The organism is Actinobaculum massiliense (assembly GCF_001457435.1).
In the GTDB taxonomy this organism is placed as follows: domain Bacteria; phylum Actinomycetota; class Actinomycetes; order Actinomycetales; family Actinomycetaceae; genus Actinobaculum; species Actinobaculum massiliense.
This window is the reverse complement of sequence record NZ_LN881717.1, coordinates 488,759-500,712: the sequence shown is the minus strand read 5'-3', so window position 1 is coordinate 500,712 and position 11,954 is coordinate 488,759. Positions and strand designations below refer to the sequence as shown.

The 11,954-nt window shown below is 61.2% G+C and carries 10 protein-coding genes and 1 tRNA gene; 10 read left to right on the top strand and 1 reads right to left on the bottom strand.

Features of this window, described 5'->3' with window-relative positions; all coding sequences use genetic code 11:
- Nucleotides 1–129 precede the first annotated feature (129 nt).
- The gene (locus BN2664_RS04165; RefSeq protein ID WP_007001461.1) at nucleotides 130–1,341 is read right to left on the bottom strand and encodes a pyridoxal phosphate-dependent aminotransferase; all 1,212 of its coding nucleotides are present in this window, start codon (nucleotides 1,339–1,341) and stop codon (nucleotides 130–132) included.
- 116 nt (nucleotides 1,342–1,457) lie between these two features.
- Between BN2664_RS04165 and BN2664_RS04160 the strand changes: the two genes are divergently transcribed.
- The 10 genes from BN2664_RS04160 (at nucleotide 1,458) to rpoB (ending at nucleotide 11,887) form a co-directional block, all read left to right on the top strand.
- Nucleotides 1,458–1,530: transfer RNA gene (locus BN2664_RS04160), tRNA-Trp, on the top strand.
- Between the two features lie 59 nt (nucleotides 1,531–1,589).
- Complete coding sequence (gene secE, locus BN2664_RS04155; protein WP_007001462.1) at nucleotides 1,590–1,826, top strand: preprotein translocase subunit SecE; 237 nt, start codon at nucleotides 1,590–1,592, stop codon at nucleotides 1,824–1,826.
- A 26-nt stretch (nucleotides 1,827–1,852) separates the two neighbouring features.
- A complete protein-coding gene (nusG, locus tag BN2664_RS04150; RefSeq protein WP_007001463.1) occupies nucleotides 1,853–2,719 on the top strand; it encodes a transcription termination/antitermination protein NusG in 867 nt (288 codons plus the stop codon).
- Between the two features lie 159 nt (nucleotides 2,720–2,878).
- Nucleotides 2,879–3,313: a 50S ribosomal protein L11 gene (gene rplK / locus BN2664_RS04145; protein WP_007001464.1), complete on the top strand. Its 435-nt coding sequence runs from the start codon at nucleotides 2,879–2,881 to the stop codon at nucleotides 3,311–3,313.
- 125 nt (nucleotides 3,314–3,438) lie between these two features.
- Nucleotides 3,439–4,140, top strand: a complete 702-nt coding sequence (gene rplA, locus BN2664_RS04140) for a 50S ribosomal protein L1 (protein ID WP_007001465.1) — start codon at nucleotides 3,439–3,441, stop codon at nucleotides 4,138–4,140.
- A gap of 152 nt (nucleotides 4,141–4,292) precedes the next feature.
- A complete protein-coding gene (locus BN2664_RS04135; RefSeq protein ID WP_007001466.1) occupies nucleotides 4,293–5,684 on the top strand; it encodes a hypothetical protein in 1,392 nt (463 codons plus the stop codon).
- 269 nt (nucleotides 5,685–5,953) lie between these two features.
- On the top strand, nucleotides 5,954–6,478 hold the full coding sequence (rplJ, locus tag BN2664_RS04130; RefSeq protein WP_007001467.1) for a 50S ribosomal protein L10: 525 nt from the start codon (nucleotides 5,954–5,956) through the stop codon (nucleotides 6,476–6,478).
- 84 nt (nucleotides 6,479–6,562) lie between these two features.
- Entirely contained in the window at nucleotides 6,563–6,949 is a 387-nt protein-coding gene (rplL, locus tag BN2664_RS04125) for a 50S ribosomal protein L7/L12 (protein ID WP_007001468.1), read from the top strand.
- 159 nt (nucleotides 6,950–7,108) lie between these two features.
- Entirely contained in the window at nucleotides 7,109–8,158 is a 1,050-nt protein-coding gene (locus BN2664_RS04120) for a GNAT family N-acetyltransferase (protein WP_007001469.1), read from the top strand.
- A 222-nt stretch (nucleotides 8,159–8,380) separates the two neighbouring features.
- Nucleotides 8,381–11,887 (top strand): DNA-directed RNA polymerase subunit beta, encoded by a 3,507-nt coding sequence (rpoB, locus tag BN2664_RS04115; protein WP_007001470.1) that lies wholly within the window; start codon nucleotides 8,381–8,383, stop codon nucleotides 11,885–11,887.
- Nucleotides 11,888–11,954: the final 67 nt, after the last annotated feature.

Genomic DNA, 11,954 nt, shown 5'->3' with positions numbered 1-11,954 from the left:
CCGCAGATAATCCTGCGGGAGGCCAACACGAAGGGGCACTCGGAAATCTCCGAGTGCCCCTTCAGTTTAAGACTTGTAAGCCCAACGTTTTCGGGCTCGGCGTGCCTGGGCGCTCGCCCGGCGAGGGGGTTAGGCGCGCAGAAGCTTCTTAATTCTCGTGGCGCCTTCTTCTAGGTCGGCGTCGGAAAGCGCATAAGAGAACCGCAGATACCCGGGCGTGCCAAAGGCTTCGCCGGGAACGACCGCCACGCTGGCCTCCTCCAGCAAGAGTTGCGCCAAAGCGGCCGAAGAAGTGATCTCGTGGCCGCGCACCCGGGTGCCAAGGAGATCCGCAACCCCAACGAACACGTAGAAGGCCCCCTCCGGCTCAATAACGTGGAAACCTCGCACTTCCCGCAGGAGCTTCACCAAGTGTGCCCGGCGGCGATCGAAAGCTTCGCGCATCGAGGCCACCGAATCGGCGGGGCCGGTAAGCGCCGCAATGGCGGCTCGCTGCACCACGTTTGCCACATTTCCCGTCAAGTGACTGTGCAAATTACGCACCGCGGCCATCACGTCGGCCGGGCCGTATAGCCATCCCAGGCGCCACCCCGTCATTGCATAAGACTTTGACACGCCGGAGATAACCAGGGTTTGGTTTGCCAGTTCGGGAACTTCCGCGAGTAGATAAGCCATGGTGGCCGGCGCGTAAACTAATGATTCGTAGATTTCATCAGCCACAATCCAGATCCCGTGGCGCAGGGCCCAGGCTCCAATTTCCTGCAGCTCGGCCGCCGAATAGACGGCGCCGGTGGGGTTATTGGGGGAGCAGAGCAGAAGTGCCCGGGTAGCCGGCGTCGTCACTGCCTCTAGCTGATCCGCGGTGACCTTGTAGCCGTTTTCCGGTCCGGCGAAAACCTCCACCGGCTTACCGCCGTAGAAAGAAATAGCTTCTGGATAGGTGGTCCAATAAGGGGCGGGGAGAATCACTTCATCCCCTTCATCCAAAATGGCGGCCCAAGCCTCGAAATTCGCTTGCTTGGCACCATTGGTCACCACAATATTGGCCGGATCCACGCTCACACCCGAGTCGCGCAGGGTTTTCTTCGCAATGGCGCGGCGAAGCTCAGGTAGGCCGGGGGAGGCCGTGTATCCGTGGTTGCCTGGATCGGCAGCGGCCATTTGCGCCGCGTCAACAATGTTTGCCGGAGTGGGGAAATTCGGTTGGCCAATCCCGAAGCTAATAATCGGGTAGCCCTCGGCGGCGAGTTCTTTAGCTCGCGCGTCAATGGCGAGGGTGGCGGATCCGTGAATTGCTGCGAGCCGGCGCGAAGCCCGGCGAGTGGAACCATTTGCTGTCATGACTCTATTACACCATTGATGTGATATGTCTCGCCGGGGTTCGACTCGAGGCCACTTAGCGGGTAACATGAATCGAGTTGTGAAAGCATTCGAGCGAATCCGCTCGATTCCAACCTAGGGTAGTGGCGCAATTGGTAGCGCATCGGTCTCCAAAACCGACGGTTGGGGGTTCGAGTCCCTCCTACCCTGCGGACCGGTTGCTCAAACCGGTAACGTTGATCGAACAGATCGGAGAGAGGGGCTGACCTGTGAGTCAAGCAACAGCCGCAGCAAAGCGGAGCTCAGCGGACAAAATGGGAATTTTTGCCCGTCTCGCCCAGTTCTTCCGTGAGATTTTCAGCGAGCTGAAGAAAGTTCAGCGGCCCACGCGCGATGAGCTCTGGCAGATGTTCATCACCGTCGTCGTGTTCGTGGTTGCGATCATGATCTTCGTAGGTATTTTCGATTTGATATTTGGTCAACTAACCTTCCTAATCTTCGGTTAGTTGTGACCGAAGGAAAGTAGGGAAGCGTGGCTGAGGATAACCACCAGCAGAGCGGCCTCTTTAGCGCCGCAGAGGATACTGCAGATTCCGGGGCTCAGGTGGCAATGCCAGAAGAACAGCCCGCCTCCGCACTCACCGATGAGGCGGCTGATCAGGTTGCGGCGCCCGAGTCGGTAGAGGATGCCGATTCGGTAGAGGACGCGGCTAGCGAAGCTACGGACGGTGAGTCCCAGGAGCGGACGGCGCAAGCCGAGCCGGCGGAGGACGAAGAAAAGTCCAGCGCGGTAACCGAAGCAGAGGTGCGCGAGCGCCTGAAGGGCCTCGAGGGCCGCTGGTATGTCCTCCACACCTACTCCGGCTACGAGAAGCGCGTTAAGCAGGATCTTGAAGCCCGTCTCGTCACCATGAATATGGAAGATTTCATCTATCAGATTGAAATCCCCATGGAAGAGGTTTACGAGATTCGCCGCGGCCAGCGCAAGCTGGTGCAGCGTGTGCGCATGCCCGGCTACGTGCTGGTGCGCATGAACCTCACCGATGATTCGTGGCGCGTGGTGCAGTCCACCAATGGCGTGACCGGCTTTGTGGGTAACGGTCGCGATCCGGTGGCCCTGACCATGGATGAAACCGTCAATCTCCTCACCCCGGTGGTGGAGCAGGAAGCCGCCGCTGCCGCGAAGGCTGCGGGCGAGGCGGTGGCCTCCGAGCCGATTACCGTTTCCCCGTTCGAGGTGGGAGACGCCGTCACCCTGACCACCGAGCCGTGGGCGGGAATGCCGGCTACCGTTTCCGACGTCGACGCCGCAAACCAACGCCTCACCGTCATGATGACCCTGGTGGGCCAGGAAACCCCGGTGGAGCTGTCCTTTACGCAGGTCCACAAGGAAGACTAAAACCCGCAAGTATTTCAGACCACCCGAGGGATTTCCTTCGGGGTGCGTATCACAAGCCGCCGTTCTTTTCAGACGGCGGTTGTGTGCGTAGAATGAATAGCTGTGCCATCGCTAGCCATTGTGATGGCCGCTAGAAAGTAACACAGAAAAGGACCCGATATGGCACCGAAGAAGAAGGTTGCAGGCTTCATTAAGCTGCAGATTCCTGCCGGCCAGGCCACGCCGGCCCCGCCGGTTGGTCCGGCGCTCGGCCAGCACGGCGTGAACATCGTTGAGTTCACCAAGGCCTACAACGCCGCCACCGAATCGCAGCGCGGAAACATCGTTCCCGTTGAGATCACCGTTTACGAAGATCGTACGTTCGACTTCGTTCTCAAGACCCCGCCGGCCGCCCAGCTGATTAAGAAGGCTGCTGGGGTTGCCAAGGGCTCCGGCACTCCGCACACGGACAAGGTTGGTCACCTGACCGCCGATCAGCTCCGCGAGATCGCCAAGATCAAGGAACCGGATCTCAACGCTAACGACATTGATAACGCCGCCCGCATTATTGCTGGCACGGCCCGCTCGATGGGCATTACCACCGACGCGATCTAAACGCGTCCCGGCTCGCGCACAATCGCGAAGGCCGGATCGGCGAACGGCGAGCGCCGTCGTCGAACATAACAGTGGAAGGGCCCGCGCAGGCTCGTTGCACCACAACTGCAGAAGGAGAAGCAGAAATGGCAAAGCGCTCTAAGGCATACCGCGCCGCGGCGGAAAAGATCGCCCCCGGCGTGCTGTACACGCCCCGCGAGGCATTCGAACTCGCGAAGCAGACGGATACGTCTAAGTTTGACGCCACGGTGGAAGTTATGTTCCGCCTCGGCGTGGATCCGCGTAAGGCGGATCAGATGGTTCGCGGCACGGTTTCCCTGCCGCACGGCACCGGTAAGACGGCTCGGGTCGTCGTCTTCGCACAAGGTGAGCGTGCGCAGGAAGCTATCGATGCCGGAGCTGACGAGGTCGGCGACGACGATCTGATCGCCAAGGTTCAGGGTGGCTACACGGATTTCGACGCCGCTGTGGCAACCCCGGACATGATGGGTAAGGTCGGACGCCTGGGCCGTGTGCTCGGTCCGCGTGGCCTTATGCCCAACCCCAAGACCGGCACCGTGACCATGGATGTGGCCAAGGCTGTGGCGGACATCAAGGGCGGCCGTATTGAGTTCCGTGTGGACAAGAACGGCAACCTCGCCTTCATCGTTGGTAACACCTCGTTCACCACCGAGCAGCTCACGGACAACTACGCTGCCGCTCAGGAGGAGATTCTTCGCCTCAAGCCGGCTTCCGCCAAGGGTCGTTACATCAAGAAGGCCACCGTTTCCACCACCATGGGGCCGGGCATCCCGCTTGATTACACCAAGCGTCGCGAAGACGACTAGTGAGGTTGTGCGCCTCGGGATTTACCTGTAACTCAGGCGCGTGAGCGCTGTGGCGCTCAGAAACTTCGCGGGGTCCGCTGGCAATTTAGCTAGCGGGCCCCGCTAGTCTTTAACTCCAGACCGCGCCCGGCGCGCGAAAGGAAGGAGCATAGATGGCCTACGGAACAAAGTCCGAGCCCGGCAGAGCGGGTGGGCGTTCAGCGGCGCGCGCCGATGTGCGTGCGGGGATGGCGGACGGCTTGATCGCCGCGCTACTTTTTGTGTTGGCGCTGGGCTGGGGCTGGGTTGCGCTAGCCCAACACCCGAGCGTTCATTCCTCGGGAGAGTGGACCTACATCGACTACGCGGCCAAGGCAAGTTCCGGGCACATTCCGGTGCAGGGCGAGCCGCTCGGAGATCTTGCCCGCCAGGCCTGGGCGTGTAACTTCGCCAGCGAGGCCACCGGTGTGGTGCGTCCGCCGTCGTGCTCCGAATGGGAAAGCACCTCGGTGAAGGATTATCCCTACCGCGGGGAAAACTACAACGCTTTCCATCCGCCGCTCTACTTCGCGGTAACCGGAACGATTGGGAAAGTCCTCACCCCGCTTCTTGGCGACTTTGTGACCGGGGCGCGCGCCGCATCGCTACTGTTGACCGCCGCCGGAATCACGCTTCTTTACGCCGCCATCCGCATGTGGAAAGTAGGGCGAATCGCCGCGTTCGGCGGGGCGCTCTTGGTGCTGGCAACTCCCGCCATCGCCGGGCCGGCCGTGATGGTACACAATGACGCGGTTGGGGCAATCGCGGGGGCGGCCGCGGTGTGGATGGGAGCGCGGGTCTTTGTGCGCCACAATTTCTCGCCCTGGGTACCCGCCTTCGTCACCGGGCTCATTTGCCTTTCTCGAGTCATGTCCATTTCCGGTGTGCTCACCCTTCTTGGCGCGCTAGCGATTTGTGTGCTGTGGCCGGGTTTTGGGGGCCTGGGAGCCCGGGCGCGCCGGCCGCTATTGATTTACGCCGTAATCCAGGTCGCGGTGGTGGGCCTGACCTACGTGGGCTGGAGCTTCTTGCAAAACCGGCGCACCCCGGACGGATTCGTTCCGGCGATCACCGGCGTCTCGACCGCCCCGCTCGACGGTGTTTCCCCGGGCACCTGGCTCTGGACCCTCACCCAGCCCTACGGGCTGACGAATCCCAAGGGCGCCTGGCATATGGCCCTGGAACTTTACGGCCCCACGACCGCGGTGTGGGGGACCGTTGCCTTTGTGCTCCTGTTGGCTCTGCCCATCCTGGCTTTTGTACTTGGCTTGCGAGACGCTACCCAGCGCCCGCTTCATTTCCAGGCCCTGAGCGGGCCCCTGGTGGTGGGGCTACTGGTGCAGGTGCGCGAAGCCATCAATAACGGCGCCTATTTCACGTTTATTTTCCGCCGTTACGGACTGGCAAATATTCCGCTTGTGGGGGCGAGCACGGCCATGTTGCTAGATCGCCCGCGCTGGCGCGAGGCGTTTGTGGCGGTGGCCGTTGCGGGGTACGTGTGCATGGTGGCGGGCGCCGTGCTTTAGGTGCTGGACTGCGGCGGAGCGGCTAGCCGGGTGCGAAATAGCGCACAGACCCTGGCGCGGGGCCGGCAGGCCCGCTATTCTTATACACGCCAAAGACCGCAGGTCCCGATTTCGGGTTAATCTCGCAAGAGGCCAGCGCAGGTGAGATACAGAGCTTAGCTCCGGCGCGTTAGCGTTGCCGTGAATTGCGAGCCCCGTGCTTTCCTGCGCGGGGCTTTTTTGTGTATTACTCGGGGCGGAACCAGCGGGTTAGACCGAAAGGAGGCCCCATGGCACGGGATAACAAGGACGCAGCTATTGCGGAACTCAAGGAGCTCTTCGAGACCTCCAACGCTGTGCTGTTCACCGAGTACCGTGGCCTGACGGTCGGCGAGATGAAGGATCTTCGCCGTTCGTTCCAGGGTGAGGCCGTCTACAAGGTCGCTAAGAATACGCTAGTAAATATTGCGGCTACCCAGGCCGGCGTCGAGCTTCCGGATGAGCTTCATTCGGGCCCGAACGCGCTTGCCTTCATCAATGGTGAAGTTCCGAACGTTGCTAAGGCAATGAAGAAGTTCGCTTCGGAGCACGATGCGCTCCAGGTGAAGGGTGGCTACATGGAAGGCCAGCTGCTCGATGCGAGCGGCGTCAAGGCTCTTGCGGATCTCGATTCGCGCGAGACTCTTCTGGGCAAGTCTGCCGGCGTACTCAAGGCGCTCCTCTACAAGACTGCCTACGTACTCGATGCTCCGGCTTCCAAGGCGGTTCGTACCGTCGAAGCCCTGCGTCAGAAGACTGAAGAGGCCGCTGCCTAAGGCCGCGGAATCTTCACCACAAAAAGAACTTCGCCCATCCGGGCACAATAAATCGCTCAGTCAAGAGCGGGAAGGAAGGCCATCATGGCTAAGCTCTCCACCGAAGAGCTCATCGAAGCTTTCAAGGAGCTCACCCTCGTCGAGCTCAACGATTTCGTCAAGGCTTTCGAAGAGGAATTTGACGTTACCGCGGCTGCTCCGGTTGCCGCCGCTGCTCCGGCCGCCGCTGGCGCCGAGGGTGGCGCCGCCGCTGAAGAGAAGACCTCGTTCGACGTCGTTCTCGAAGCCGCTGGCGACAAGAAGGTTCAGGTCATCAAGGAAGTCCGTGCGCTGACCTCCCTCGGCCTGAAGGAAGCCAAGGACCTCGTTGACTCGGCCCCCAAGGCCGTGCTCGAGGGCGTTGACCAGGATGCCGCGAACGCCGCCAAGGAAGCCCTCGAGGGCGCCGGCGCCACGGTTTCCGTCAAGTAAGTTGGCGCTTTAGAGCGGTAGCGCCAAGCCGCGCGCCGCTCGATCTAGCTCATGCAAGTGGGCCCCGGGTTTCCCGGGGCCCACTTGCTTTTTTGCGCGAAAGTCTCTAGCGTGCTGGGCGTTCGCCGCGCGTGCGGAGTTGCCGAGGAGTGAGGAAAAATGGAGTTGACGTGGAAGGCGCTGAGCGAGGACGACGCCCGGAGTTTTGCGGCGCTGAGCCGGGCGGTAGCCAAGCGTGACTCGAGCCCCGCGGTGGAGGTTTCCGAAGCTGACGTGCACGACGCCGCTGCAGAAGGCCTTGATCTTGAACGCAACTCCCTGGGAGCGTGGGACGCTGAGCGGCTCGTAGCCGCGGGATATGCCACAACGTCCAGCCACCTGGTGCCCGAAAGCAGTTTCCCGGGAGACGAGCCAGAACTGGTGCGCGCACTGGTTTTTGGACTCGTCGATCCGGAATACCGGCAGGCCGGGATCGGGTCAGAACTCACCGCGCGGCTTGAGACACGGGCGGGGGAGCTGGCCGCGGAGCGTTTCCCGGGGCGGCGCTACTTTATTGAAGCCTCCGCCTGGATGCACGATGATGCCCAGGTGAAGTTCTACGCCCGCCGCGGCTACGCACCCGCGCGGTACTGGACGGTGATGTCCCGGCGGGCCGAACGCATCACCGTGCCCGCGGTGGAAGGGGTGCATTTCCGCACCCTGCAAGAAGAGGATATGAGTCGGGTGGGCCGCCTGCACCACGAGGTATTCAAGGATCACTGGGGAGACTGGGCCTTCGATGCCGAAACCTGGCCAGAGGTGTGGAACAGCCGCCGGCGCGATTGGCGAGTCTCCCTGGCCGCGGAAGATACCGAAACGGGCCAGCTCCTCGGGTATCTCGTCACTGATGACCACGGCGCGGGCGAGGCATATATGGAGTTCCTCGGAACCGCGCGGGCCGCACGCGGGCGTGGCATTGCCCGGGGTATCCTCGAGCGCGCGGTGCGAGCGGCGGCGCAGGCCGGTTATGAGATCGTCTCCCTCGACGTCGATTCCGAAAGCCCCTCGGGCGCCAACGAGTTCTACATGCGCCACGGCTTCGTTCCGGTGCGGACGGAAGTTACTATGCGCACCGAGGTTTTCGATCCGGAATTCGCTAAAAACACCACAACCTTGGGCGAGTCACTTGCAAGCGGCGAAAGTATGTGCGAAAGTAACTCCGGACGATGAAGTCTGGTGATCCCCTCCACAGGAAGAGGGGCTTGGTGTTTCGTGCGCTCCGGGTGTACTGTGGATATTTGCGATGACACTCCTATGCCCGTAATGCCTCCGGTTTGCAGTTTCCGATGTCCTAGCAAGAACGCCAGTAGACATCGAGCGACGCCAGCTCAGCGCTAATTTCGGGTCGGATTGTCCCTTTGCATCATTTGCTACGTCAGGGAAGGATCCACTTTGGCTGCTTCGCGCACATACTCGCTCGCCGCAAGAAACGGCAAGCCGGTAGTTGACCGCGTTTCTTTCGCTAAGATTCACGAGCCTCTCGAGGTACCTAACCTCTTGGGAATTCAGACCGATAGCTTCGGGTGGCTCATTGGCTCACAGAAGTGGGCCGCAGAAAATCCGGGTTCGAAATCGGGACTCGAAGAGATCTTCGAAGAGATTTCCCCTATCGAAAACGCCGCCCAAACCATGGGGCTGGTTCTTTCGAGCCCGCATTTGGAAGATCCCAAGTACTCAATTCTCGAGTGCCGCGAGCGGGATCTGACCTATTCTGCGCCGCTGTACGTAACGGCGGAGTTCCAGAACTACGAAACGGGCGAAATCAAGTCACAGACCACCTTCATTGGCGATTTCCCGCTGATGACGGATCGCGGTACCTTCATTATTAACGGTACCGAGCGCGTTGTGGTCTCCCAGCTCGTTCGTTCCCCGGGTGTCTACTTCGAGCGCACCCCGGATAAGAACTCGGATAAGGATATCTACGGCACGAAGTTCATCCCTTCGCGCGGTGCCTGGCTCGAGTTCGAGATTGACAAGCGCGATTCGGTGGGCGTGCGCGTGGACCGCAAGCGTAAGCAGTCGATCACCGTATTCCTCAAGGCGCTCGGCATGGACGAGTCCGAGATCCGCGAGGAGTTCAAGGATTACCCGGTGCTCATCGACACCATGGAGAAGGACACCGTCCACACCCAGGAAGAGGCGCTACAGGATCTGTACCGTAAGTTGCGTCCGGGTGAGCCGCCGACGGCGGAAGCTGGCCGCACCCTGCTCAATAACTTCTACTTCAACCCCAAGCGTTATGACACCGCGAAGGTTGGCCGCTACAAGATCAATAGCAAGCTCGGCGAGCCCGAAAATGACGAGCGTGAGCTGACCCTGCAAGATATCTTGGGCGCCATTAAGTACATGCTGGCTCTGCACCAGGGCCTGGATGCCATGGGAGAGAACGGCGAGTACCCCGAGGTCACCGTGGTTGAGGGCGGCCAGCCCGTCCGCATCGCCACCGATGATATCGATAACTTCTCCAACCGACGCGTGCGCGCGGTGGGCGAGCTGATTCAGAACCAGTTCCGAACCGGGCTTTCTCGCCTCGATCGCATGGTGCGCGAGCGCATGACCACCCAGGACGCCGAGGCCATTACGCCGTCGTCGCTCATTAACATCCGTCCGATCGTGGCCGCGATTAAGGAGTTCTTCGGAACCTCCCAGCTCTCGCAGTTCATGGATCAGAACAACCCGCTGGCGGGTCTGACCCACAAGCGGCGTCTTTCGGCTCTGGGCCCGGGCGGTCTTTCGCGTGATCGCGCCGGTATGGAAGTGCGAGACGTTCACCCGTCTCACTACGGCCGTATGTGCCCGATTGAAACCCCTGAAGGCCCGAACATTGGTCTGATCGGTTCGCTCGCGTCCTTCGCGCGTATTAATCCCTTCGGTTTCATCGAAACCCCTTACCGCAAGGTTGTGGGCGGTCGCGTCACCGACGAGATCGACTACCTGCAGGCCGGCGACGAAGACACCGTGAACATTGCGCAGGCGGAAACCCCGCTTGATGAGGACGGCAACTTCCTGCAGGAAGAAGCCCTGGTGCGCGTGCCCGGCGGCGAGCCGGCGCTGGTTCCGGTGGAAGAAATCGACTACATGGACGTTTCGGCGCGTCAGATGGTGTCCATTGGTTCGGGTATGATCCCGTTCCTCGAGCACGACGACGCCAACCGAGCCCTTATGGGTGCCAACATGCAGCGCCAGGCGGTTCCGCTCATTAACCCCGAGTCCCCGTTTGTGGGTACCGGTTGGGAAATGCGTACCGCGGTCGACGCCGGCGACGTGACGATTGGCGCGGCTCCCGGCGTGGTAACCGAGGTCGACGCCGACGCCGTGCACGTTGAGCAGGACGATGGACGCCACGTCATCTACAAGATGCAGAAGTTCGAGCGCTCCAACCCGGGCAACACCATTAATCAGAAGGTGTGCGTTTCGGAGGGCGATCGCATTGAGGCCGGCACCCTGATTGCCGATGGTCCGGCAACCGAGGGCGGCGAGCTCGCGCTGGGTAAGAACCTTCTGGTCGCCTTTATGGCCTGGAACGGCTACAACTACGAGGACGCCATTATTCTCTCCGAGCGTTGCGTGCAGGACGACCTCCTCACCTCGATTCATATTGAGGAGCACGAGGTTGACGCCCGCGACACCAAGCTCGGACCGGAAGAGGTAACCCGCGATATTCCTAACGTCTCCGAAGAGATGCTTTCCCACCTCGACGAGCATGGAATTATCCGCGTGGGTGCTGAGGTTCGCGCCGGGGATATCCTGGTCGGCAAGATCACCCCGAAGGGCGAAACCGAGCTCACCTCCGAAGAGCGCCTGCTACGCGCCATCTTTGGAGAGAAGGCCAAGGAAGTTCGCGATACCTCGCTGCGCGTGCCGCACGGCGAGACCGGTATTGTGATTGGCGTCCGCCAGTTCACCGCCGAGAACAACGACGAGCTTCCCAACGACGTCAACGAAACCGTGCGCGTGTACGTGGCTCAGCGCCGCAAGATCACCGTGGGTGACAAGATGGCCGGCCGTCACGGAAATAAGGGTGTTATCTCCAAGATTCTCCCGGTGGAAGATATGCCGTTCATGGCGGATGGAACCCCGGTCGATATCATCCTCAACCCGCTGGGTGTGCCCTCGCGAATGAACCTCGGCCAGGTCTACGAACTGCACCTGGGCTGGATCGCCAGCCAGGGCTGGGATGCCAGCGAGGCGCGTGAGAACGGCGAGGCGTGGGCGCAGACCCTTCCGGACCAGGTTCTTCGTGCCAAGCCGCGTCAGCGCGTTGCCACCCCGGTGTTCGACGGTGCTACTCCGGCTGAAGTTTCCGGTCTGCTCCGTAACACCCTGCCGAACCGCGACGGCGATCGCCTGGTGAACGAGTACGGCAAGGCGCGTCTGTTCGACGGACGCACTGGCGAGCAGTTCCCGGAGCCGGTTTCGGTTGGCTACATGTACATGCTCAAGCTGCACCACCTCGTGGACGATAAGATCCACGCGCGTTCGACCGGGCCCTACTCGATGGTTACCCAGCAGCCGCTGGGCGGAAAGGCTCAGTTCGGCGGGCAGCGTTTCGGTGAGATGGAAGTGTGGGCGCTCGAAGCTTACGGCGCCGCCAACACCCTGCAGGAAATGCTGACCATTAAGTCGGACGATACCGTCGGCCGCGTCAAGGTTTTCGAAGCAATCGTGAAGGGGGACAACGTTCCCGAGCCGGGAATCCCCGAATCCTTCAAGGTTCTTATGTACGAGATGCGCTCGCTGTGCCTGAATGTTGAGGCACTGGACGGAGCAGGAGAAGTCATCGATCTGGAAGACGAAGAGGAGCGCTACTCCGCGCCGGCAAACGGTGAGGAAGAAGCCGCTGTTGCCCCCGCCGTCGAAACCGGTTTGGAAGGCCTCTCCACCGGAGCGGATTTCTAACGACTACATCCGTTGGGCCGGGCTCTGCGCCCGCCCGGCCCAACGAAAACACTTTGGATCCATTGGT